This window comes from Amycolatopsis sp. H20-H5, from assembly GCF_035828755.1.
Lineage (GTDB): Bacteria > Actinomycetota > Actinomycetes > Mycobacteriales > Pseudonocardiaceae > Amycolatopsis.
In genome coordinates this window covers 25,855-49,455 of the sequence record NZ_JAYMZS010000032.1, presented here as the reverse complement: position 1 = coordinate 49,455, position 23,601 = coordinate 25,855, and the positions used below count along the sequence as shown (strand labels likewise).

At 69.7% G+C, this 23,601-nt stretch carries 24 protein-coding genes; 16 read left to right on the top strand and 8 right to left on the bottom strand.

Annotation, left to right across the window (positions count from 1 at the left end; genetic code table 11):
- Window positions 1-24: 24 nt before the first annotated feature.
- Window positions 25-1,044 carry an aminotransferase class V-fold PLP-dependent enzyme gene (locus QMK34_RS19555; protein ID WP_326415538.1) on the bottom strand — a complete coding sequence of 340 codons (1,020 nt, stop codon included), beginning with the start codon at window positions 1,042-1,044 and terminating at the stop codon, window positions 25-27.
- A gap of 80 nt (window positions 1,045-1,124) precedes the next feature.
- Complete coding sequence (locus QMK34_RS19550; protein ID WP_326415536.1) at window positions 1,125-1,904, bottom strand: isocitrate lyase/PEP mutase family protein; 780 nt, start codon at window positions 1,902-1,904, stop codon at window positions 1,125-1,127.
- 182 nt (window positions 1,905-2,086) lie between these two features.
- On the opposite strand from QMK34_RS19550, the gene QMK34_RS19545 reads away from it, so the two are divergent.
- Window positions 2,087-3,064, top strand: coding sequence for a hypothetical protein (locus QMK34_RS19545; protein ID WP_326415535.1), 978 nt, complete (start codon window positions 2,087-2,089; stop codon window positions 3,062-3,064).
- Between the two features lie 293 nt (window positions 3,065-3,357).
- Here the strand turns inward: QMK34_RS19545 and QMK34_RS19540 are convergent, their stop codons facing one another.
- Both QMK34_RS19540 and QMK34_RS19535 read right to left on the bottom strand, forming a co-directional pair.
- Window positions 3,358-4,014, bottom strand: a complete 657-nt coding sequence (locus tag QMK34_RS19540; RefSeq protein ID WP_326415534.1) for a GOLPH3/VPS74 family protein — start codon at window positions 4,012-4,014, stop codon at window positions 3,358-3,360.
- A gap of 14 nt (window positions 4,015-4,028) precedes the next feature.
- Window positions 4,029-5,501, bottom strand: a complete 1,473-nt coding sequence (locus tag QMK34_RS19535; RefSeq protein ID WP_326415533.1) for an ArnT family glycosyltransferase — start codon at window positions 5,499-5,501, stop codon at window positions 4,029-4,031.
- 198 nt (window positions 5,502-5,699) lie between these two features.
- On the opposite strand from QMK34_RS19535, the gene QMK34_RS19530 reads away from it, so the two are divergent.
- The 3 genes from QMK34_RS19530 (at window position 5,700) to QMK34_RS19520 (ending at window position 9,319) form a co-directional block, all read left to right on the top strand.
- Window positions 5,700-6,935 carry a sensor histidine kinase gene (locus QMK34_RS19530; protein ID WP_326415578.1) on the top strand — a complete coding sequence of 412 codons (1,236 nt, stop codon included), beginning with the start codon at window positions 5,700-5,702 and terminating at the stop codon, window positions 6,933-6,935.
- Window positions 6,910-7,560, top strand: coding sequence for a response regulator transcription factor (locus QMK34_RS19525; RefSeq protein WP_326415532.1), 651 nt, complete (start codon window positions 6,910-6,912; stop codon window positions 7,558-7,560). The genes QMK34_RS19530 and QMK34_RS19525 overlap by 26 nt, the downstream gene beginning before the upstream one ends.
- 493 nt (window positions 7,561-8,053) lie before the next feature.
- Window positions 8,054-9,319 (top strand): MFS transporter, encoded by a 1,266-nt coding sequence (locus QMK34_RS19520; RefSeq protein ID WP_326415531.1) that lies wholly within the window; start codon window positions 8,054-8,056, stop codon window positions 9,317-9,319.
- A gap of 47 nt (window positions 9,320-9,366) precedes the next feature.
- Here QMK34_RS19520 and QMK34_RS19515 read toward each other — a convergent pair whose 3' ends face one another.
- Complete coding sequence (locus QMK34_RS19515; RefSeq protein WP_326415577.1) at window positions 9,367-9,948, bottom strand: TetR/AcrR family transcriptional regulator; 582 nt, start codon at window positions 9,946-9,948, stop codon at window positions 9,367-9,369.
- Window positions 9,949-10,014: 66 nt separating this feature from the next.
- On the bottom strand, window positions 10,015-10,470 hold the full coding sequence (locus tag QMK34_RS19510; protein ID WP_326415530.1) for an SRPBCC family protein: 456 nt from the start codon (window positions 10,468-10,470) through the stop codon (window positions 10,015-10,017).
- Between the two features lie 51 nt (window positions 10,471-10,521).
- Here QMK34_RS19510 and QMK34_RS19505 point away from each other — a divergent pair, with 51 nt between their 5' ends.
- From QMK34_RS19505 to QMK34_RS19450, 12 genes are all read left to right on the top strand, one after another.
- Window positions 10,522-11,091: a TetR/AcrR family transcriptional regulator gene (locus QMK34_RS19505; RefSeq protein ID WP_326415529.1), complete on the top strand. Its 570-nt coding sequence runs from the start codon at window positions 10,522-10,524 to the stop codon at window positions 11,089-11,091.
- 41 nt (window positions 11,092-11,132) lie between these two features.
- Window positions 11,133-12,962 (top strand): CocE/NonD family hydrolase, encoded by a 1,830-nt coding sequence (locus tag QMK34_RS19500; RefSeq protein WP_326415528.1) that lies wholly within the window; start codon window positions 11,133-11,135, stop codon window positions 12,960-12,962.
- A gap of 350 nt (window positions 12,963-13,312) precedes the next feature.
- Window positions 13,313-13,732 (top strand): hypothetical protein, encoded by a 420-nt coding sequence (locus QMK34_RS19495; RefSeq protein ID WP_326415526.1) that lies wholly within the window; start codon window positions 13,313-13,315, stop codon window positions 13,730-13,732.
- On the top strand, window positions 13,729-13,902 hold the full coding sequence (locus tag QMK34_RS19490; protein ID WP_326415525.1) for a hypothetical protein: 174 nt from the start codon (window positions 13,729-13,731) through the stop codon (window positions 13,900-13,902). The genes QMK34_RS19495 and QMK34_RS19490 overlap by 4 nt, the downstream gene beginning before the upstream one ends.
- A 90-nt stretch (window positions 13,903-13,992) precedes the next feature.
- Complete coding sequence (locus tag QMK34_RS19485; protein WP_326415524.1) at window positions 13,993-14,673, top strand: response regulator transcription factor; 681 nt, start codon at window positions 13,993-13,995, stop codon at window positions 14,671-14,673.
- Entirely contained in the window at window positions 14,670-16,040 is a 1,371-nt protein-coding gene (locus tag QMK34_RS19480) for a sensor histidine kinase (protein ID WP_326415523.1), read from the top strand. Before QMK34_RS19485 ends, QMK34_RS19480 begins: the two co-directional genes overlap by 4 nt.
- 136 nt (window positions 16,041-16,176) lie before the next feature.
- Window positions 16,177-17,088, top strand: a complete 912-nt coding sequence (locus QMK34_RS19475) for a LysR family transcriptional regulator (RefSeq protein WP_326415522.1) — start codon at window positions 16,177-16,179, stop codon at window positions 17,086-17,088.
- Between the two features lie 149 nt (window positions 17,089-17,237).
- Window positions 17,238-18,395 carry a CaiB/BaiF CoA transferase family protein gene (locus QMK34_RS19470; RefSeq protein ID WP_326415521.1) on the top strand — a complete coding sequence of 386 codons (1,158 nt, stop codon included), beginning with the start codon at window positions 17,238-17,240 and terminating at the stop codon, window positions 18,393-18,395.
- A 93-nt stretch (window positions 18,396-18,488) separates the two neighbouring features.
- Window positions 18,489-19,256 carry a crotonase/enoyl-CoA hydratase family protein gene (locus tag QMK34_RS19465; RefSeq protein ID WP_326415520.1) on the top strand — a complete coding sequence of 256 codons (768 nt, stop codon included), beginning with the start codon at window positions 18,489-18,491 and terminating at the stop codon, window positions 19,254-19,256.
- 4 nt (window positions 19,257-19,260) lie between these two features.
- On the top strand, window positions 19,261-20,007 hold the full coding sequence (locus tag QMK34_RS19460; protein WP_326415519.1) for an acetoacetate decarboxylase: 747 nt from the start codon (window positions 19,261-19,263) through the stop codon (window positions 20,005-20,007).
- Window positions 20,004-20,984, top strand: a complete 981-nt coding sequence (locus QMK34_RS19455) for a 3-hydroxyacyl-CoA dehydrogenase NAD-binding domain-containing protein (RefSeq protein ID WP_326415518.1) — start codon at window positions 20,004-20,006, stop codon at window positions 20,982-20,984. The genes QMK34_RS19460 and QMK34_RS19455 overlap by 4 nt, the downstream gene beginning before the upstream one ends.
- 1 nt (window position 20,985) lies before the next feature.
- Window positions 20,986-22,194, top strand: coding sequence for an acyl-CoA dehydrogenase family protein (locus tag QMK34_RS19450; protein ID WP_326415516.1), 1,209 nt, complete (start codon window positions 20,986-20,988; stop codon window positions 22,192-22,194).
- Window positions 22,195-22,727: 533 nt separating this feature from the next.
- Here QMK34_RS19450 and QMK34_RS19445 read toward each other — a convergent pair.
- Both QMK34_RS19445 and QMK34_RS19440 read right to left on the bottom strand, forming a co-directional pair.
- Window positions 22,728-22,877 (bottom strand): hypothetical protein, encoded by a 150-nt coding sequence (locus QMK34_RS19445; protein ID WP_326415515.1) that lies wholly within the window; start codon window positions 22,875-22,877, stop codon window positions 22,728-22,730.
- Window positions 22,878-23,011: 134 nt separating this feature from the next.
- Window positions 23,012-23,601 (bottom strand): LCP family protein (locus QMK34_RS19440; protein WP_326415514.1); only part of this gene is annotated, 590 nt, incomplete at its 5' end.

Here is a 23,601-nt window from a genome sequence, read left to right as displayed (position 1 = left end):
GGTAGTTCACCCGTCCTGAGCGTTTCACCCGAACGCGGTAAGCAGCCGTTCGACATCGTCAGCGGTGTTGTAGAGGTGGAAGGCGACCCGCACCTTCCCCGCCCGGATCCCGGAGCTGATCCCGGCGGCGGCGAGCCGTCCGGGATCCGCGGCCACGGCCACGATCGCGCTGCCCAGCGGCTCGCGCCCGAGCGCCTTGAGGAACGAGTCCGCGAGGCCGACGCAGTGGTCACGGACCTCGGCGAGGTCCAGCGACGCCAGGTAGGGCAGCGCCACCGCGGCGCCGGTCTGGGCGAACCAGACCGGGGAGAGGTCCAGCGAACGGGCGCCCTCGGCCAGCCGGAGCGGCAACCCGTAGGTGGTTTCCATCGGCACGTCACCGGCGTACCAGCCGGCGGCGATCGGCCGGGTGCGCTCCAGTGCGCGGGGGTGCACGGCCAGCCACGAAGACCCGCGAGGGCACAGCAGCCATTTGTACCCGGCGCCGACCACCCAATCGGCCCAGTCGAGCGCGAGGGGCAGCCAGCCCGCGGCCTGGGAGGTGTCGAGCAGGACGGCGGTGCCACCGGCCTCCGCGGCCGCGCGCAGGGCGCCGAGGTCCACCTGGGCGCCGTTCGCGGACTGGACGACACTGACCGCCACGACGTCGTGGTCCCCGGCACGCGCGGGCAGGTCGGTGAGGTCCGCCTCGGTGACGGTCACCCCGCGGTGGGCCTGCGCGGCGAACGGGAACGAGACGCTGGTGAACTCACCCGCCGCGACGAGCACCTTGGCGCCGTCCGGCAGCCCGGCGGCGACAGTGGAGACCAGCTGCGAAACCGTCGTGCCGATCGCGACCCGATCCACGGGGACCCCGGCGAGCGTGGCGAAAGCGGCACGGGCGGCGGCGACCGAGTCGTCGAAGGCGGACGGCATGTCCTCACCACGCCGCCAGCGCCCGACCGCCTCGGTGACGGCGTCGGCCACCCGCACCGGCGGGACGCCGATGCTCGCGGTGTTGAGGTAGCCGGGCTGGACGTCGAATTCTGCTCCGAAGGCGTGCATACGACCGACAGTAGCCAGCATCGGACACCGAATGCCTGGGGTTTTCCGCAAGGCTTCCCTGCGGAAAACCCCATCGCCGATCAGGCTTCGGGGAGCAGCTTCACCACGTCGCCGTAGGACGGCGGGGTGAGCGGCAGCGGCTTCCCCGCGACGACGGCGTGCACGGTGTCCAGCGCCGCGCCGAGCGCCATCCGATACGGCAGGGAACCGAGGCTCACCCTGGCGACGCCGAGCTCGGCGAGCCCGGCGAACGTGGTCCGCCCCGGCAGGAACAGCAGGTTCACCGGCAGGTCCACGGCCGCGACCAGCTCCTCGACCGCGGCGGGCTCGGCGAGGCCGGGGACGAACACCCCGTCGGCCCCCGCGTCGGCGTACGCCCTGGCCCGGTCGACGGCGGCCGCGACGGGCGGCGGGTCGGCGGCGAGCCAGTGGGTGTCGGTGCGGGCGTTGACGAACAGGCCGGGTACCGCGGCCTTGATCGCCGCGATCAGCACGGACTGGGCGCGGACCTCGGCGAGCCCGCCGCCCGGCCGGCCGTCCTCCAGGTTGACCCCGGCGGCGCCCGCCTCGGCCAGCTCCACCGCGAGCGCGGCCACCTCGCCGGGATCGGCGCTGAAGCCGTCGGCGATGTCGACGCTGACCAGCGCGTCCACCGGGCGGAGACATCGGGCCAGCGCCACCGTGGCGTCGCGGGTGGACGGCGCGCCGTCGGGCAGCCCGACCACGGCGGACACCCCGAGTGAAGTGGTTCCGATGGCGGGAAAGCCCTGCGCGGCAAGGAAAGCAGCGAAGCCGAACTCCCAGGCGTTGGGCAGGAGCAGCGGGGTACCGGGCACGTGCAGGGCGTGGAAGGCGGTCATCCCGCGAATCTAGCCGCCGGACCGTTCGGCCGGGGCCGACACGTCAGCGATCAGATTTCTGATGGCACCGGCTGCCGAACCGGTGGCACCGGCCGGTCCGGCGGACCTATGCTCGAAAGTGTCGACGGCCTGGGGTGTCACGCCGCCGTTCCCGTGTTCTCCCGAACTCCTGGAGTATTCCCTTGTCCACCAACGGTTTCAAGATCGCACTGGCGATGATGACCTTCACCGGGCTGGTCGCCGCGGCGGGCCCGGCGCAGGCCGCGTCCCCGCAAACCACAGCCCAGCAAAATACGTCCCCGCGAACCCGGATCGTCGCCCACCTCGACCTGGCGAGCGGGCAGCAGCCGGAGAACATCACGCTGGAACCCGACGGCTCCGCCGACCTCACCTTCGCCTACACCGGCGAGGTCGGGCGCGTCAGCCCGAGCGGCCGCGTCGAGATCATCGGCCGGATCCCGGTGCCCGCGGACGGGGACATCCCCGTGGTACACCGCAAGATCTTCCTCGGCGGCATCGTCCGCGCGCCCGGCGGCGACCTGTATGTCGCCGTGTCGACCGGGACGGCGAGCGCCACGGGCGTCTACCGGCTCCGGCCGGGGCGCCCCGCGGTACGCGTCGCCGCCCTGCCGCCGTCCGGCTTCCACAACGGTATGGCGCTCGACCCGCGCACGGGTGAGCTGTACGTCGCCGACTCGTTCGGCTCGGTGGTCCGGCGGGTCACCCCGCGCACCGGCCGGGTGGTCACGTGGGCGACCGGCGACCTGCTGGCGCCGCGGGACGGCTTCGGGGCCAACGGCGTCAAACTGCACGACGACGCGGTCTGGGTGTCGAACATCGGGACCCAGCAGCTGGTCCGCTTCCCGATCACGCGCGACGGCACCGCCGGGCCCGGCGAGGTCAAGGCGTCCGGGCTCGGCCCGATCGACGACTTCGCGTTCCACGGCGACGAGGTCGTGGCCGCGATCAACCAGGAGAACCGGGTCAGCGTCGTGGCGCGTGACGGCTCCTCGCGGACGATCCTCACCGCGGCCGACGGCCTCGACAACCCGACCTCGGTCGCCGTCCGCGGCGACACCGCCTACATCGCCGACAGCGCGTATTTCATCGGTACGGACCCGAATCTGCTCCGCACCCGGCTCGCTCCGGGAAGGGAGTAGGCAGCTCCTAGAACGCGTCTGAGAACTGACGTAGCAGCCGCCGCTCGAAGCCTCGGGCGCCTGTCCTTCGAAGCCGCTTACCCTCCACAAAGGACGGAAAGTCGGCCCACTCGCCCGCTTTACACCGCCACGACCGTTTCATGCGTGCCCCTGAAGGCCACCATGACAGCGTTAAACGCCGTGAAGGCTCCCATCAGGGCACACGGCAAGCCTGGGGTGGCGACTGAAGGGACGCGGCCCTAGGCGCCAAACTGGACGACATGACATCAGTTTCCGGACGCCTTCCTAGCCGCCTAGCCACCGCCGCCGGACTGCGTGGCGGCGATCGCGGCCCGGCTGCCCCGCAGCTCCTTGAACACCCTGCGCAGCGCCGGAACGGCGGCTCCCCCGCGTTCTTCCAGGTGCTTGATCCGGTCCTTGTGCCGACGCCGCTCACCGCGCGGAATCGCCCCGTTCAGTTCGATGGCGGCCACCAGCGCGGTGAGCGAAGCGTCCACGGGGTCCACTTCGGACACCGGGCGCGTCTCGTCCAGCGAGGCTTCGACGAGCGCGTGCAGGCGCTTCGCCGCGCCGACGTCGAGCACGGCGGGCCGCCGTCGCGGGAACAGGCCGAGGATCCGCGACGTGTCCAGTTCGATCACGCGCGCGGCCTCCAGCTGTGCCTCGACCGACTGCAGCGTGCTGCGGGCGTCGCGGCGCACCAGTGCCTTCCACTTGCGGTGCCGGTCCGCGGCGATCTCGGCGAGCAGCTCGTCGAGCACGAGGTCCCCGGTGGTGCCACCGGTGGCCACGACGCGGCCGTTCTCGTCGGCGATCCGGCCGCGCAGCAGCAGGTCGGTCAGCGCGGCCGCGCGGATCAGCAGCCCGGCCCGCTGGCGGTCGCGGAGCCGGTTGTTCTCCACGTCGCAGGCCAGCAGGTACGCCTTGTCGGGAAGGGACATCTCGGTCATGTCGGCCTTTCGTCTCACTGGCTCTTCAGCGCGGGCCAGAGCTGGTTCCACGGCACGCGCCTGCCGTCGTACCGCCAGATCAGCCCGTCCACCACCGTGGTCACGTTCGTGAAGTACGGCCGCAGCAACCCGGGGTCGAACCCGGCGAACAGCACGCTGTCGGCGGACTCCGGGGGACGGTCGAAGTACCAGTAGCCACGGTGGCCACTGTAGACAGCCGGGACGCCGTCGGCCCGGCCGTAGTACTCCGCCGCCGCGGCGAACGGGTAGATCTCCGCGAACACCGCGGTGTGCGGTTTGCGATCCGCGGGCAGGGCCGCGAAGGTCGCGCCGATCTGCCTGCCGAGTTCCTCCGTCGGCAGTTCACCGGCGCTGAACACCGAACCCAGCGTCAGGAACCCGAAGTTCGCCTGGGTCATCGAGCGGGGATAGATCGGCAACGCCGCGAGGGTGACCGCGGCGGACAGCACGAACACCGGCCACACCACGGCCTTCCACCAGCGCGCCAGGTCACGGCGTTGCAGCTCGACGGCGGCCGCCGCGAACGGCACGGCGTACACGCTCATCAGGTAGTAGGACCGGCCCTGCGCGAGCAGGAAAGCGGCGATCAGCGCCACGATCGCCAAGCCGAGGAACCGGTACGGCCGGAGCTCAGGCGAGCGGAACAGCCGCCAGAGGCCGTAAAGGAACGCCAGGACCCCGGCGCCGATGCCCGCCCCGAGCAGCCCGTCACGCAGGAACCCCCACGCCCCTGGTGATTCGGCGCTGACGACGTCGCTCATGTGGGTGTACGGCCAGCCGTTGCAGGCCTGCCAGAGCAGCGTCGGCACGGTCACCAGAACCGCGATCGCCGCGCCCAGCCACAGTTTCGGCCGCCGGAGCAGGTCACGCGGACCGAGTACGAGCGCGCTGAGCAGCAGCAGCGCCCAGAACGCCGGGACGAGGAACTTGGTCTCCAGCGAGATCGCGGTGACCAGGCCCGCCCACAGCAGCAGGCCGTCACGCCGGGTCCGGACCCACCGCACCACCAGCCAGGCGAGCACGGTCCAGAGGAACGGGTCGAGGATGTAGGTCCCGATCCAGTGGCTGCCGATCACCACTCCTGACGTCGCGTAGGCGCCCGCGGCCATCGCCTGCGCGCCGCACCCGCCGCCGAACTCCCTGGCGATGAGCGCGGTGACGACGACCCCGGCCGCGGCGGCCAGCGTCATCGGCAGCCGCAGCGCCGTCAGCGAGCCGGGGAACAGGCTGTCCAGTCCCCCGGCCAGCAGCGGGATGAGCGGTGGCTGGTCGAAATACCCCCAGTCCAGATGATCTCGACCGGCCACCAGGAAGTAGAGCTCGTCGAAGCCGTGTGCGTACCGCCCACTGGTGAGCAGCAGCACGAGCAGGACGAGGCCCGCGATCACCAGGACCGGGACCCGGGCGAACGCCGGTACCCCGGTGGTCCCCGCGAGCCGTTCCTGTCCGGTGTGGACGGTGTGCATCCGTTGGCCCCCTTCTCTTCGCTGTGCGCCCAGTCCACCGCGAACCCGCGTGGCGGGGTAAGCGGGCAAGGGAGGCGATCCGGGCGACGAAAGTGGACGGGATCCCGGCGGCCCGCAACTTTCGTCGGTACCGGCACCGGCGAAAGGCCCGGTCCCGCGCGGACCCGGCGCGCGCTGACTACCGTGGCAGCGGTGAGCGTGACCGAAATCCGCTGGGGGCTGTGGCCGAACCGCACCGACGCCGCCTGGCTCATCGGTGTCGCGCTGGTCTTCTCGGCGGGAAACATCACGATCGACTTGGCTGGCAACCGCACCACCGGCTGGGCGGGCCCGTGGGCCGGGACGGTGCTGCAGGTACTGCTCGACCTCACGCTGATCCTGCTGTTCCGCTTGCCCGGGACCGTGACGAGCCTGGTGCTCGCGGGGGCCGTGCTGATGCTCGCCTCCGACCTGCTCGCCCCCGGCCTGCTCGTGCCCGTCCGGCCGCTGACCCTGATGACCGTGCCGACGATCACCCCCGTGCTGCTGAGCCAGCTGGCCAGGGTGCTCGACCGACGGCGCCTGCTGACGCTGGCCGGGGTGCTGGCGGTGATCGCCACCCGGCCGTGGAACGCGAGCTGGAGCACCACACCGTTCGGACTGCTGGCCACCGCGCTCCCGGTGGCCATCGCGCTGTACTTCGAGGCCCGCCGTCAGCTGCTGAGCTCGCTGCGGGACCGCGCCGAGCGCGCGGAGCGGGAACAGCACCTGCTCGCCGAGCAGGCGACGGCGGCGGAACGGCGGCGGCTCGCCGGGGAGATGCACGACGTCGTCACCCACCGGCTGAGCCTGATGGTGCTGCACGCCGGGGCGCTCACCGTGGTGTCCCGCGACGAGGCCGTCCGCGCGTCGGCCGAGGACATCCGGCGTGAGGGCGCACTGGCGCTGGACGAGCTGCGCGACCTCGTCGGTGTGCTGCGCAACGGCGCGCACAACGAAACGCGCACGCTACTGGCCGGAGAAGCGGGCGATCCGGCGACGCTCGTGGCGGAGTCCGCTTCGGTGGGCGTCCCGACCGAGCTGGCGGCGAGCGGGGACCCGGCGTTGATCTCCCCCACGATCGCGCGCACGGCGTACCGGGTGGTGCAGGAGTCGCTGACCAACGTGCGCAAGCACGCGCCGGGCTCGTCGGCGACGGTCGAGTTGCGCTATCACCCCGGCGGGCTCGACGTCGAAGTGCGCAACACCGCGCCCACCGGGCCGGGCGATCCGGCGCTGACCGGCAGCGGTTCCGGCGCGGGACTGGCCGGGCTGCGGCAGCGGGTGGAGCTCATCGGCGGGCGGCTCGAGGCGGCGCCGCTGAGCGGCGGCGGATACCGGGTCAATGCGATACTGCCCGCCTACGTTCCGACGACGGAAGGCACGCACAGTGATCCGGGTGGTCGTCGTCGATGACGAGCCGATGGTGTGCGCGCACCTGCGCACGATCCTCGGCTCGGCCGACGACATCGAGGTGGTGGGCCAGGCCCAGGACGGCGCCGAAGCGGTCGAGGCGGTGATCCGGTACCGGCCGGGCGTGGTGCTGATGGACCTGCGGATGCCGGGGGTCGACGGGCTGACCGCGATCGAGCGCATCGCCGCGCTGCCCGACCCGCCGCACGTGGTCGCGCTGACGACGTTCGACGCCGACACCTACGTCATCCGCGCGCTGCGCGCGGGCGCCGCCGGGTTCCTGGTCAAGTCGACCCCGCCGGAGGACCTGATCGGCCTGGTGCGGGTCGCCGCCGACGGGCACACGGTGCTGTCGCCGGACGCCGCGCGACGGCTGGTGGCGCTGTCCTCCGACGGGCGGCAACGGGGTGAGGACGCGCGCAAGCGCACCTCCGGGCTCACCGAGCGCGAGACCGACGTGCTGGCCTGTCTCGGCGAAGGACTGTCCAATGCGGACATCGCGGCGCGGCTGCACCTGGCCGAGGCGACGGTGAAGAGCTACGTCTCGCGGATGCTGGTGAAGCTGGCGTGCGCGAACCGCACCCAGGCCGGGCTGCTCGCCCACGAAGCCGGGCTCGTCACCCACTAGAAAATTCCCGGCGGGGCCGGGCCGAGAACCGGGCAACGGCTCCGACCGGGGGGCGTCCGGCGGCGACTCCCGAGGCTTGGCGGACCCGATGACCGCCCCCTCGAAACCGTGACCCCGGCCGACGGCACCACGATCGCGTTCGAGCGGACCGGTGACGGCCGTCGCCGAGTCCATTCCGGACGCCCGGTGCGCCACCCTCGACGGCCAGGACCACAACGTGCTCCAGCAGCCCGAAGCGCTTCGCCCGCTTCTGACGGACCTCTACGCCTGAAGTCTCGGCTGCGCCAAGCCCCGTGTCTTCTGTGGACGGGTGCCAGAAGCGGTTGCCCGGGAGGCGTTCTGATTGCCGCGGCCTGCTAGCGAATTGCCAACCGGGGCAGGTATCTCGTTCGGCCCGGACACCCCTGGACAGGTGTCCACACTTGACGGACACTCTGGACATTCGCCGGACATGTACGCCAAGATTCGCGACGCCGGCAGCGAGGAGCCCGCCATGGCGACCATGGATACCACCCCCGGCCGGCGAAGCTCGGCGCTCAGCGAACCCGTCCGGCCGGTCAGCAGGCGCTGGGTCACCAAATGGACTTTCGCGCTGTTCGGCATTTCCCTGGCGTATTTCTCCACCCAGCAGATCCTGCTGCCCCGCCACGCCAACGCCATCGCGGGAGGTGACAGCGCGGTCGCGATCGCGATCACCAGCTACGCCGGAGTGGCCGCCGCCGTGGTCGCGATCATCGTGTCGATACTGGTCGGGACCCTGTCCGACCGGACCCTGCACAGCCGTGGGCGGCGGCAGATCTGGGTGATCGGCGGGGCCGGGCTGGCGGCGGTGGCGTTCCTCCTGCAGGGCCTCCAAACCAGCGCGGTGGGGCTGGTGGGGATGTGGATGGTTTTCCAGGTCGGCTACAACGCGGCTTTCACCGCGCTGCTGGCCGCGATCCCGGACGAAGTGCCGGTCAACGAACGCGCCACCGTGTCGGGATTTCTCGTACTCGGCCAGTCGATCGGCCCGCTGGCCGGGATGGCGCTGATCGGTTTCGTGCTGACCGGGATCGTCAACGCCTACGTCGGGTTGGCGATCTTCATGGTCCTGCTGACCATCCCGTTCGCCTTGGGCACCCGCGGTGTGCCGCTAGACCGGGAACAACGCTCTCCGCTGCGGATCAAAACGGCGCTGATCGGCATCATCGCTCCGTTGCGGCACGCCGACTTCGCCTGGGCGTTCGGACAGCGCTGCATGATCGGGCTGTCCAACGCGTTCGGCGTGCTGTTCCTCTACCAGTACCTGCGCGACGCGGTCGGCACGAACCCGGAAACCGGAACGCTGATCCTTTCGCTGATCTACACCACCGCGACGTGCGCGGTCTCGGTGCCCTGTGGCCGTATCTCCGACCGCACCCTCAAACGCAAACGCATGGTCGTCATCTCTTCGATCCTGTGCGGTGCCGCCGGCATCACGATGGCGTTCTGGCATACCTTGCCCTCGGCGATGATCGCCGCGGCGATCCTCGGCACCGGGTTCAGCTGCTACCTCTCGGTCGATCAGGCCCTGATCACCCAGGTCCTGCCACGCGCCGAGGACCGCGGCAAGGACTTGGGGGTCATCCAGCTGGCGAACGTGCTGCCCTACATAGTCGGCTCGGCACTGGGCGGACTGCTGATCAACTCCTTCGGCGGGTTCACCACGCTGTACTTGTCGATGGTCGTCACCGGTCTTGCCGCGGCCGCTTTCGTCATGCCCATCAAAGCCGTCCGCTGACAGACACAAGCTGAACGAGGCCACGAGGTCTGGGCAGGTTACGCACGTCAGCGAGTCGGGGCGGACTCCATCAGCGCGGCGAACAGCACCCGCAGGTGACCACGGCCGCGTTCCCAGCGGGCCTCCAGCTCTGCCTGGTCGCGGGTGGCCCAGCTGGCGATGAGGATGCCGCGTACGACGTCCATCGCCGTGTACACCGCGTGCAGGAACTCCGGATGCGGCGCGTGCTCGGGCATCAGGGCCTTGCCGAACTCGACCAGACTGCTGGTGGCGATCGGCTCGACCAGCGCCATCTGACGGCGCAGCTCGGGATCGGTCCGGGAGGCGACCCACAGCTCGACGGTCGCGGAGAAGACCGGGCCCTGGTGCATCTCCCACATCAGCTGCAGCGCGTCACCCACCGGATCGGCCGAGGCCTTCAGCCGGTCGAGCTCGGCCATCGCCACCTCGGTGCGTTTCGCCGCGAGGTGCCGGATGGCCGAGGTGACCAGGTCGGCCTTGGCGGGGAAGTGGTGCACCTGCGCCCCGCGCGTCACCCCCGCCCGGTCGGCGACCCTGGTCGTGGTCGTGCCCGCGTAGCCGTACTCGACGAGACAGTCGATCGTGGCGTCGAGGAGGCGCACGCGCATGGCCGCGCTGCGCTCTTCCTGGGTGCGGCCGGTCGGCCCTCGTCGTGGTGCTGCCATGTGCTCACTCTAGGCGGCGGCCCCCTTCAGCTGGCTCACGGCCGCCGCCGCGGCGAGCGCCTTGACCAGTCTCCTGATGAACGACCCGAGCAGCCGCCGGTAGAACCAGCCGGTACCCGGGATCCTCGCCCGGAACGAGGAATGCCAGTGGATCGCGGTGCCGTGCCGTTCGGGCGCGAGGTCGACGTACCCCACGTAGTCCCGCAACGGCAGGCCCTTGCGCAACGCGTAGCCGAACCGGCGGTCCGGCTCGAGCGCGATGATCTCCTCGCAACTGCGCGTCGGCCCGGTGCGGAACCGGCGCAGCGCGCCCATCCCCTCCCCGCCGCCTTCCCCCTCTTCGAGCAGCTCGAACGTGCTGAACGACGACCAGTGCGGCCAGGACGCGCCGTCACGCAGCAGCGCGTAGACGACGGCGGGCGCGGCCGGTGACCAGCCCTTCGCCGAGATGTGCTGAATGCCCATGGGTGAACCTCCCCTGAATACGTACCACCTGGTACATGTACCATGTGGTACGTGAGTGAGGCAAGAGAAAAGCTGCTCGAAGCCGTGATCGAGCACGTCGCCCAGTACGGCACGGTCGACGTGAGCCTGCGCGCGCTGGCGGGCGCGGTGGGCAGCAGCCACCGGATGCTCATCTACCACTTCGATTCGAAGGAAGGGCTGCTCAGCGAAGTGGTGCGGGAGGTCGAGGCCCGGCAGCGCGCGGCCTTCACCGGCCTGGGCACCGGCGAAGACCTGTCCCCGCTGGAGCTGGCGCGGCTGTTCTGGCGCAGGCTGACCGACGAATCCTTGCGCAACAACGAAAAGCTGTTCTTCGAGCTGTACGGCCAGGCCCTGCTCGGCAGGCCGGGCACCACCGGCCTGCTCGACGGGATCGTCGAATCCTGGCTCGCCCCGGTCGGCGAACTACTGGCTCGGTTCGGCATCCCCGAGCCCGAGCGGCCGGCACACGCGCGGCTCGCCCTCGCCGTCGCCAGGGGCCTGCTGCTGGACCTGCTCACCACCGGCGACCTCGAAGCGGTCGACAGCGCGATGGAGCAGTTCCTCTCCGGCTACGCACAGCGCGAGAGTCGACCCGTCTGATGGGTATTCCGGCAGCCGTCCGCACCGGCGATACTCACCCGATGGGTGGACGCAGGCAACTCTTTTCCCGAATCCTGTCCGGCGCGCTGATCGCGAGCGCGGTGCTGGCGCCCGCGGCCGGAGCGGCTCCCCCGGCGTTCACCCTGCGCGACGGCGTCACCCAGCCGGTGTACTCCTATGAGCACGCCCTCCGGGAGACGACCTGGGTGGAAACCGGCCAGGACCTCGACCGGGACGGCCGGGTCGACCGGGTCGCGGCCGACATCATCCGGCCCGCCGAGCCCGCCGCCCGCGGGCAGCGGATCCCGGTGATCATGGACACGAGCCCGTACTTCGCCTGCTGCGGCCGCGGCAACGAGCAGCAGAAGAAGACGTACGCCCCCGACGGGACGCCCGCACAGTTCCCGCTGTTTTACGACAACTACTTCGTCCCGCGTGGCTACGCCGTCGTGCTCGTGGACGTCGGCGGCACCAACCGCTCGTCGGGCTGTTTCGACGACGTGGCGTCCGGGGTCGGCGTCGTGAATTGGCTCAACGGCCGCGCCAAGGGCTTCACCACGCCGGAAGGCACTGGCGAGGTCAAGGCGCGATGGGCCAGCGGAGCCGTCGGGGCGATCGGGAAGTCCCAGGACGGCGCCGCCGCGATCGGCATGGCGTCGACCGGGGTCGACGGCCTCCGGACCGTGGTGCCGATCGCCGGGGTCAGCTCGTACTACGAGGTCCACAACTCCGGCGGCGCGTACTTCGGCTACGGAGGCGGCGGCCCCGGGCTGTACAACGAGCGCGCACAGGTCCTCTGCCAGCCGTTCGAGGACGGCAATGCCCGCCGCGCCGGCACCGACGGGAACTACAACCCCTATTGGCAGAGCCAAAACTACGTCGACAAGGTCGCGAACGTGCGGGCGAGCGTGTTCGACGTGCAGGGTTTCCACGACGTCAACGTGAACCCGCTCCAGTTCGGCCAGTGGTGGGACGCGCTGAACCGCACCGCCGTGGCGCGCAAGGCATGGCTGCACCAGGGCGCGCACCTCGATCCGTTCGACCTGCAGCGTCCCGAGTTCGTCTCGGCGCTGCACCGCTGGTTCGACCGCTGGCTGCTCGGCGTGCGCAACGGCATCGAGCGCGAGCCCGCCATCCACGTCGAGCACACGCCGGACCGGTGGGCCGACGAGCCGAGCTGGCCGCCCGCCGGGACGCGCCAGGAGACCTTCCGTCCTGCCGCGGGGCCCACGCCCGGCCTCGGCGCCCTGGCCACCGGCCCAGGCCGTGGCTCCGCCTCGCTGACGGACACCCCCGGCAGCGGCGAAGACACCTGGGTGCTGAATCCCGAGCTCCCGTCCCCCGAACGGGTGCTGTTCCGCACCGCGCCGACACCCGCCGACACCCGGATCGCCGGGACCGGCTCGGTCACCGTGACCGTCCGGTCGGACCAGCCGAAGGCCACCGTCAGCGCCGTTCTCGTCGACTACGGACCGGCGACCGTCCGCGACACCACGTTCCCCGCGCTGGGCGTCAAGAACCTCACTACCCGCTCCTGCTGGGGAGCGAGCGGCGCCGCCGACAGCGCCTGTTTCCTCGACACCGCAGCCGATCTGGTCGACGTCGACCACCAGATCCTCGCGGCGGGCTGGGCCGATATCGGCCACCACCGCTCCCTGTGGCGAGGCGAACCCCTCACCCCCGGCAAGCCATACACGCTGACCCTGCGGCTCAGCACACTCGACCACGTCGTGCCCGCGGGGCACCGGATCGCGCTCGTCCTCGGCGGCACGGACGTCCCCAGCTTCGATCCCGCGCTGCCGAACACCCGGCCCCGGCTCACGTTCGACCTGGCAGGGACGGCAGTGTCCCTCCCCGTAGTCCACTGGTGAGAAGCCCTTGGAACGCGTCTGAGAACTGCCGCAGCAGCCGCCGCTCGAAGCCGCTCTCCCTCCACAAAGGACGAAAAGTCTACCCATTCGACCGTTTCATACCGCCATGACCGTTTCATGCGTGCCCCTGAAGGCCACCATGACAGCGTTAAACGCCGTGAAGGCTCCCATCAGGGCATACGGCAAGCCTGGGGTGGTCCTGGGCGCCAAACTGGACGACATGACATCAGTTTCCGGACGCCTTCTTACACAACCCGAACACTGCGCCCACACCACTCGAACAGCGTCACGCGAAAGTGGCTGACGCACCCGGCGGTCGAGCCGGGTCCGATCGAGCTCAGGGAGAAACCATGGAACTGTCCACCTGGCGCCGGCGCCTGGCGCTGGCCGGCTGCGGCACCGCGGTCATCCTGCTGGCCGCCGCGCCCTTGGCCGCAGCGGAGACGAGCGGCACCCCCGTCGCCCCGATCACTCTCAGCCCGGAGGAGTCGCAGCAGGTCTGCGGCGACTGGGTTCCCAAACTCACCACCCGCGCGACGAAGCTGACCGACCGGATCAACGGCGGTCCCGAGGTGGCCGGTTCGGTGGCCAACCTCAAGGCCAGGGCCGAGGACCAGAAGAAGAAGGGCCACGCCGACGCCGCGGACAGGCTCACCAAACGCGCCGAAAAGCGTTCCGGCCGCCTGGCCGACCTCGCGACGGCGAAGCAGAAGCTCGACGCCTTCACCGGCGCGCACTGCAAGCCCGCCGCCCCGGCGCCGACCAAATGAGGCGGGCGGTCACGGCCGTGCTGGCGGCGGGGCTGGTGACGCTGTCCTGCGCGGCCTGCAACGACGACTCGGCATCCGGCGGGTCCGCGCAGGTCTCGACCGAGCTCAGCGGCATCCAGTCGACACTGGACGGTATCGACTCGGACATGGCGGGCGACGGGAACCCGTAGCGGGTGGCAGGATCCGGGGAGAGCATCCGGGGAAGGGCATCCGGGGAAGGGCACTGTCGGGGGCTCTTCCCCGGATCGGCTGGGAGTGAAGTGGACAAGCGCGGGCTGGTGCTGGTCGTCGAGGACGACGCGGCGATCGCCGAACTCGCCTCGCTGTACCTGCGGCGGGACGGGTTCGGGGTGCACGTCGAAGCCGACGGCGGAGCCGCACTGGAGACCATCCGGCGGGTGAAGCCGGTCGCCATCGTGCTCGACATCGGACTGTCCGGAATGGACGGTATCGAGATCTGCCGGTCGCTGCGGGGAGCGGGCGACTGGACGCCGGTGCTGTTCGTGACCGCGCGCGACGACGAGCTGGATCGCTTGCTGGGCCTCGAAATAGGCGCCGATGACTACCTGACCAAACCGTTCAGCCCCCGCGAGCTCGCTGCCAGGGTGCGAACGGTGCTGCGGCGCGCGGCCGGGCAGGCACCGGCCGCGGAAACCTACTCGGCCGGTGCCACGCGCGTCGACGTCACCCGCCGCCGCGCCTGGGCCGGCGACGCCGAGGTGGCGCTGACCTCGACGGAGTTCGACCTGCTCACCTACCTGCTGCGGCATCCGGGCCAGGTCTTCGCCCGCGAACAGCTGCTCAGCGCGGTCTGGGGCTACGCGGCTTCGGCGGGAACACGCACTGTCGACGTCCATGTCGCGCAGCTGCGCGCGAAACTGGGCGAGCACAGTCCGATCAGGACGGTCCGCGGCACCGGGTACGCGGCGGAGGCCGGATGAGCGGGGCCAGGCGGACCTCGCTGGCCGCCCGGATCACGGGCGTGTGCCTGGTGGTGGCCGCAGTGGCGGTGGTCGTCGCCGGGCTGGTCGGGTCGCGGCTGGTCAGCCGGACGGCGACCGACGTCCTGCAGCAGTCGCTGAGCGCGCAGGCGAACGTGCTGGCCAGCCAGCTCGACGACACCGGCATCGGCAACCGGCTCGGCGTCGGCAAGGTCACCGAAGTGGTCCGCGGCCAGGGCGTCGCGGTGGTGGTCCGGCGGCCGGGCGGTGAGCAGACCGGGGACGCGGCTTCGGTGCGCGTGGCGGTCAAGGGCGGCCTCGGCGAGCCGGTCGCACGGTCCGCCAAGGTCACCATCGGGGCGGTGGACTTCCTGGTCGAGGTCCGGCCCATCGGCACCCGTGGCGCGGCGTTCGCACTGGTCCAGCCCATCAAGACGGCCGAGGGGACCCAGCGGTCGCTGATCCGCAACGTCCTGCTCGCACTGGGCATCGGGCTGCTGGTCGCCGCCCTCGCCGGGCTGGTGCTGGGCAGGCTGCTGGCCCGGCCACTGCGGCACGCCGCGTCGGTGGCCGGGAGCATGCGTGCGGGACGTCGTGACCTGCGAGTCCCGGTGGAGGGCCCGGCCGAGGTCGCGGAGGTCGCCACTTCGGTCAACGAGCTGGCGGACGCGCTCCAGCACAGCGAAGGCCGGCAGCGGGAGTTCCTGCTCTCGGTGTCGCACGAGCTGCGCACCCCGCTCACCGCGGTGACCGGGTTCGCCGAGGCGGTGGCGGACGGGGTGGCCGAGGGCGAGGACGCACGCCGCGCCGGGCAGACGATCCATCGCGAGGCCCAGCGGCTCGAGCGCCTGGTCAGCGACCTGCTCGACCTCGCTCGTCTGGGCGCGGACGAGTTCCGCCTCGACCTCGTCGAGCTGGATCTCACCGCGTTGGCGCGGGACTGCGCCGAGGTGTGGCAGCTGCGCTGCGCCCGCGAGAACGTCGAGCTGCGCGTTCACCTGCCCGATGCGCCGGTCCGGGTGACCGCGGATCCCCGGCGGTTACGGCAGGTGATCGACGGGCTGGCCGAGAACGCCCTGCGGGTGACCACGGCGGGTGCGCCGATGGTGTTCGCGCTGACGACCGACGGCTACGCCCGCCTGTCCGTCCGGGACGGCGGCCCCGGCCTCGCCGCCGAGGACTACCCGGTGGCGTTCGACCGCGGCGTGCTCAACGCGCGCTACCGCGACCGCCGTCCGGTCGGTTCCGGGATCGGCCTGGCGCTCGCCCACGGACTGGTCACCCGGATGGGTGGTTCGATCACCGCGGGCCCAGCACCCGAAGGCGGCGCGGCGTTCACCATGTCCTTCAACCTCGTCTCCCCCTGAAGGCGCCGAAAACGTGGTCCGAAGGCGTCTGAAGACCACCATCGGCCAGTACGCACGGGGGCACGGCACCGGGCAAGCGGCGCGGCTGCTCGACCTGATCAGGCGGGGCACCGGCATCGGCGGTTAGGCTGACGGCGTGGAGATGTTGCATCTGCGCTACTTCGCGGCCGTGGCCGAGGAACTCAACTTCTCCCAGGCCGCCCGCAAGCTGCACATGGCGGCCTCGCCGCTGAGCCAGCGGATCAAGGACCTCGAGCACGAGCTCGGGCAGCAGCTGTTCGACCGCAGCACCCACCACGTGACGCTCACCGAGGCGGGCGCGGCGCTGGTGCCGATCGCGAACGACATCCTCGACCAGGTGAACTCGATCCCGTGGCGGCTGCGGGAGGCGACCCGGCCGCAGCGGAGCACGGTGTTCATCGGCATGCCCGCGGGCGTGCACCCGGGTCTGCGCGACCGGGTGAAGGAGCTGGAGGACCGCTGCCGCGACCGGTTCGAGCTCAAACGCTGGCCCGGCACGTCGACGGACCTGATCGCCGGGGTCCACGAGGGCAAACTCGCACTCGCGCTGGCCCGCCTGCCGGTCACCGATCCGGCGCTGGAGATCCTCGGGGTGATGTCGGAGACACTGGGCGCCGTCGTGCCCGCCGACCAGTTCGACGGCCGGGACTCCGTCGAACTGGCGGACCTGGCCGCGCTGTCCTACATTCCCTCACCGGCGGAAACGACACCCACCTATTTCGAACAGCTGGACCACCGGCTGACCGCGGCGGGCATCAAGAAAAGAATTCGGCTCACGAACGCCGGTTACGGTGGCGTTGCCGAAGTCGTGTCGAGCGGATTGGCGTTCTCTATTTCGATGCTGGACGAGAAAAGCCCGATGCAGCTGTACAAACTGGACAATGTGGCGATTCTGCCCTTCCGCGACTTCACGCCCGAACTCGAAACCGGCCTGCTCTGGCGCAAGGATCGCGTGGTCGAAGGCGGGGACCTGGCCGAACTGGTGAAGCTGGCCCGCGAGGTCTTCGGCGACCCGCTCACCGCCTGATACCACTGCGGTAATTCACCCGGCAATCGGGGGCACAATGGTAGGACTACTGTGGTCATACCATTGTGCTTTATTCGAACATTCCGTTATCCAGTCCGCGCGACTAGCTTTGGTGACAGAGCGAAAAAGAAGTGGCGAAAGGACAAGAGATGACGGACACGACCAGCACCGGTCCCCTCGAGGGCGTGCGGGTGATCGACCTCTCGACCGTGGTGATGGGTCCGTACGCGGCGCAGATCATGGGCGACCTCGGCGCCGACGTGATCAAGATCGAGTCCCCCGCCGACACCGTGCGCGTCGGCAAGTACCGCACCACGCCCGGCATGACGCCGCTCAACCTGAACGTCAACCGCAACAAGCGCAGCGTCGCCCTCAACCTCAAGGACGAGACGCAGCGCGACCAGGCACTGGCCCTGATCGACACCGCGGACGTGCTGATCACGAACATGCGGCCGGGCGCGCTCGCCCGCCTCGGGATGACCTACGCCGACCTCGCCGCCCGCAACCCGCGCCTGGTCTACGCCCACGCGCAGGGCTTCCGCAGCGACTCGGACCGCGCGGGCAACGCCGCCTACGACGAGACCGTGCAGGCCGCGTCCGGGCTGGTCGACATCGCCAACCGCGCGCTGGGCACCCCGGTCTACCTGCCGACGATCCTCGGCGACAAGGTTTCGTCGCTGACCATCGCCTACACCGTGCTCGCGGCGCTGCTGCACCGCGACAAGACCGGCGAGGGCCAGCGGATCGAGATCCCGATGACCGACACGCTGATCGCGTTCAACCTGGTCGAGCACCTGTCCGGCCACGTGTTCGAGCCCGCCGAGGGTTCCACCGGTTTCCCGCTGTCGATGTCCAAGGGCCACCACGCCGTGCACACCAAGGACGGCCTGGCCTGCGTGATCCCTTACAACCCGCAGAATTTCCGCGACTTCTTCGCCGCGGCGGGCCGCGCCGACCTCGCTGAGGACCCGCGGGTCAACGGCGACGCGATCGACAACGCCGACACCGACGCGCTGTCCGCGCTGATCGACGAGTGCGCCCCGACGCTGACCACCGAGGAGTGGGCCGAGGTCTGCGCGAAGTACAGCATCCCGATGGCGCCGGTGCTCGAACTCGACAACGCCCAGGACGACGAGTACGTCCGCGACGGTCACCTGCTCGACGTCGTCGAACACCCCAGCGAGGGCAGCATCCGCACGGTCGGCATCCCGGTGAGGTTCTCCGCGACGCCCGGCGCGATCCGCCGCCTCGCCCCCCTGCCCGGCCAGGACACCGAAGAAGTCCTCCGCGAACTGGCCGCACGCTAAGCAGCGCGATTCGTCGACGAATCGTGGTGTCTCAGCAACCAAGAGACCACAACTCGTCGACGAGTTGCGAAAAATACAGGAAGGACGCACATCATGAGCACCACCGAAGTGCGGACCGAGAAGATCGGCTCGTCGCTGCTCATCACCATCGACCGCCCGAAGGCCCGCAACGCCGTCAACGCCGCAGTCGCCGCTGGACTCGCCGAAGCACTCGACCGGCTCGAGACCGATCCCGAACTGCGCGCCGGAATCCTCACCGGAGCGGACGGCACGTTCAGCGCCGGAATGGACCTCAAGGCTGCCCTGACCGGCGAATCTCCCTCGATAGAGGGACGCGGGTTCGGCGGGCTGACCGAGGCCGAGCTGACCAAGCCGCTGATCGCGGCGGTCGAGGGCTGGGCCATGGGCGGCGGGTTCGAACTCGCGCTGGGCTGCGACCTGATCGTCGCCGCGGAAGACGCGCGCTTCGGCCTTCCCGAGGTCAAGCGCGGGCTGGTCGCGGCGGGCGGCGGAGTGATCCGGCTGCCGAAGCGGATCCCGCACCACCTGGCGATGGAGTTGCTGCTGACCGGCGAGCCGGTCGACGGCCGTCGCGCCGGGGAGCTCGGCCTGGTCAACCGGGTCGTTCCCGCTGGCGAGACCACCGCGGTGGCGCTCCAGCTCGCCGAGCAGATCGCGGCGAACGCGCCTCTCGCGCTGGCCGCGGTCAAGAAGATCGTCCGGGCCGCCGACGGCGTGCCGGATGCCGAGGCCTTCACCGCTCAGAAGCGTGAACTGGCCCACCTGATGGGTTCGCAGGACGTCCGCGAGGGCATGCAAGCCTTCGCCGAACGCCGCGACCCCGTGTGGCAAGGGAAGTAAGAGCATGAAAGAGCAAGAAGTCCTGCAGCACGTGACCACTCCGCTGGCGAACCCCGCCTACGCCCCGGTCGTGCCCCGCTTCACCAACCGCGAGTACCTCAACATCGTCTACCGCACCGACGCCGCCGCCCTGCGCGCCGTCGTGCCGGAGCCGCTGCGGATCGACGAACCGCTCGTGCGCTTCGAGGTCATGAAGATGGGCGACGTCAGCGGCTACGGGCCCTATGTCGAGTCCGGCCAGGCGATCCAGGTCAGCTTCGACGGCGAGCGCGGCGAGTACCTGCACGCGATGTACCTGGACAACTTCCCCGCCACCGCGTCCGGCCGCGAGATCAGCGCGTACCCCAAGACCATCGGCTCCCCGAGCCTCTACGCCGACCACGGCGCGCTCGTCGGGACACTGGACTACGGCACGCTGCGGGTCGCCACCGCGACCATGGGCTACAAACACAACCAGCTGGACAAGCGTGAGGCCGAGGCGCAGATCACCGTGCCGACGTTCATGCTGAAGATCATCCCGGACTACGACGGCAGCCCCCGGGTGTCCGAACTGGTCCGCACGGAGATCACCGACGTGGTGGTCAAGGAGGCCTGGACCGGCCCCGCCCGGCTCCAGTTGTTCCAGCACGTGCTGGCGCCGCTCGCCGACCTGCCGGTGCTGGAAGTCGTTTCCGCCAGCCACATTCTCACCGACCTGACGCTCGCTCCGGTCAAGCCGGTCTACGACTACCTGAAGGGAGCCCAGAAATGACCAAGTTCACCACCGCAGCGGTGATCGGCGCGGGCACCATCGGACTGTCCTGGACAGCCCTGTTCGCCGGGCACGGCATGGACGTCTGGGTCTCGGACCCTCGTCCGGACCTCGCCGAGGCCGTCGAAACCGCACTCACCAAGTTCGAGGCACTCTTCTCCGCCGAGAACTCATCAACACAGTTCGGACCGCACCTGGCCCAGCAGGGCCTGGACGTCGACGGCCTGGCGGACCGCGTGCACCTCGCCGGTGACGTCACCGAGGCCGTCCGTAACGCGGACATCGTGCAGGAGAACGGTCCTGAGAGCGTCGAGTTCAAAAAGGACCTGTTCGCCACGCTGCTGGAGGAAGCCCCGGCTCACGCGCTGCTGCTGAGCTCCTCGTCCGCCATCCCGTCGACCGCCTTCACCGGCGATTTGGATGACGCGAGCCGAGTCCTTATCGGACACCCGTTCAACCCGCCGCACCTGATGCCACTGGTCGAGGTCGTCCCCGGCGAGCGGACCAGCGAGGACAGCGTGCAGCGCGCGGTCGAGTTCTACCGCTTCGTGGGCCGCACCCCGGTGGTGGAGCGCAAGGAAATGCCAGGGTTCGTGGGCAACCGGCTGCAGAACGCGCTGAGCCGCGAGGCGATCTACCTCGTCGAGCAGGGCGTCGTCACACCGGAGGACCTCGACGCCGTGATCACGAATTCGCTGGGCCTGCGCTGGGCCACGGTCGGCCCGTTCCTGGGTTCGCACCTGGGTGGTGGCCCCGGCGGCTACCGGCACATGGCCGAGCACATCGGCAAGGGCATGAAGCAGATGTGGGCGGGCCTCGGCCAGCCCTCGCAGGGCCCCGAAGAACAAGAACGGCTGATCCAAGCCGTCGAAAAGGCTTACGGCTCCTCCACGTACACGGAACTTTCCGATACGCGCGACCGCAAGCAGCTCGCGGTTCTGTCCGCTTTGGACAGTGCCACCAAGGAGGAGAACTAAGATGACCACCACACTCGAAGACCAGCTTGTCGCCGACTTCTACGACTACGAGACCCTGCTGACTGACGAAGAGCGCAAACTGCTCGTACAGGCGCGGACGTTCATGCGTACCGAGGTCAAGCCGCTGGTGAACGAGAACTGGGCCAAGGGCGAGTTCCCGAAGGAGCTCATCGGCAAGTTCCGCGAGAGCGGCCTCGCCGGTCTCCCGTATGAGGGCTACGGCGAGCACACCGCCGCGACCAGCAACCTGCTCAGCGGGATGATGGCCATGGAGATGAGCCGCACGGACGCTTCCGTGGCAACGTTCTTCGGTGTCCACAACGGACTCGCGATGTACAGCATCTACACCGGTGGCAACCAGGAGCAGCGTGACCGCTGGCTCCCGGCGATGGCCGCGATGGACAAGATCGGCGCCTTCGCGATGACCGAGCCGCTCGGCGGTTCGGACGTGGCGGGCGGAATGCGCACCACCGCGCAGCGTGTATCTACTGAGCGGGGCGGCGACACCTGGATCCTCAACGGTGCCAAGCGCTGGATCGGCAACGCGACCTTCGCCGACTACGTCGTGGTGTGGGCGCGGGACCTCGATGACAACAACGTCAAGGGTTTCGTCGTCGAGAAGGACACCGCGGGCTTCTCACCGGTCAAGATCGAGAACAAGATCGCGTTCCGGATCGTGGAGAACGCCGAGATCACGCTGACCGACGTCCGCGTGCCGGAGGCCAACCGCCTGCAGAACATCAACTCCTTCCGCGACGTCGCGGAGATCCTGCGCGCCACCCGCGGCGGGGTCGCCTGGCAGGCGCTGGGCGTGATGATCGGCGCCTACGAGCTCGCACTGGACTACGCCAAGGAGCGCAAGCAGTTCGGCCGCCCGATCGCGCGATTCCAGATGGTGCAGGACATGCTGGTGAAGAGCCTCGGCAACATCACCGCGTCGTGGGGCATGCTGGTCCAGCTGGCGAAGCTGCAGGACGCCGGGATCTTCAAGGACGAGCACTCGTCGCTGGCCAAGGCGTTTGTCACTTCGCGGATGCGCGAGGTCGTGGCCTGGAGCCGCGAGATCTTCGGCGGCAACGGGATCGTCCTCGACTACGACATCGCGCGGTTCTTCGCCGACGCCGAAGCGATCTACAGCTTCGAAGGCACCCGCGAGATGAACACCCTGATCGTCGGCAAGGCGATCACCGGCGAGAGCGCGTTCGTCTGAGAACGCGTCTGAGAACTGTCGCAGCAGCCGCCGCTCGAAGCCTCGGGCGCCTGGCCTTCGAAGCCGCCTACCCTCCACAAAGGACGAAAAGTCCACCCATTCGCCCGTTTCATACCGCCACGACCGTTTCATGCGTGCCCCTGAAGGCCACCATGACAGCGTTAAACGCCGTGAAGGCTCCCATCAGGGCACACGGCAAACCTGGGGTCGCGACCGAAGGGGACCTTCCCTCGACTCAACCTTGCAAAAGTCCCCTTTCACCAGAACAGACCGCATGAAAGTCCCCGTCAGTCACGCGGCCCTAGGAGACCGCTGAATAAGTCGATCTGAAGATCAATTGAAGTCGCCTGACCAGCGCTTTCATATTTGATCAATCATCCGAACGCTGTTATTCAGCAGTCTCCTAGGCGCCAAACTGGACGACATGACATCAGTTTCCGGACGCCTTCTGAGTCGCTGAAATGCGCTGAAGGGGACTTCCCGACGTCCAAGGTCGGGAAGTCCCCTTGTTTCCGCTCCGGAAACAAGGGGACTCAGTAACTCCAGTAGACCGGCTGGTAGTCGTTGGGTGGCGTGCCAACGGGGGCCGCACCCACCGGAAGGCATTCGTAGCGGTACAGCTTCCCCTGCTGTGCCAGCGCGGCCGCCGACACCGCGATGACGGCGGAAGTGGCGGCCAGCAAACCAACCACACCGGCCTTGCGCAAAACAGTCGTTCGTCAGGCTCCTCGGGAAAGTCCAGTACGAACTCCGAAGCCGGTCGCGAAAGATCAATGATCTTGCCCCCACAGCCAGTCTGGTCCGGCCGGAACCGCTTTCAGTTCACGCAACCCGACGCGGTGGTGACCGGCTGGTCCGGCGAGGTGGGCGGCGGCGGGGTGGCAGTGCCGGAAGCCGGGGTCGAAGTCTCCGCCACCGGGCGGATCTTGCCCTTCGGTGTCCCCGACGAGGCCGCGGACACCGACGAGCCCAGCGCGTTCCGCACGAAGTCGCGCACCTGGGCCGGGTCGACCTTCACGGCGTCGCCGTCCGAAGGCGTCTTCAGTGAAAGGGCCTGGATCGGGATGGTGACGAAGCCGAACGTGCCCGAGCTGAGGCCGCGGACCTGCTCGGCGAAGCTCAGGATGTCCCAGCCCTTGTCGAGCACCACGGCGCCCTGCACCGCGGTGACCAGGTTCGACAGCTTCGACGGGTCGGTCAGCGTGCCCGCGCCGAGCACGGTCTTCGCCATGCTGGAGATGAACGCCTGCTGCCGGGCGATGCGGTCGAGGTCGCCGTTCGGGAGGCCGTGCCGCTGCCGCACGAACGCGAGGGCCTGCGTGCCGGAAAGCGTCTGCGTGCCCGCCGCGAAGTCCGCACCCGAGTAGGTGTCGTGCACCGGTGCCTTGAGGCAGACCGACACGCCGC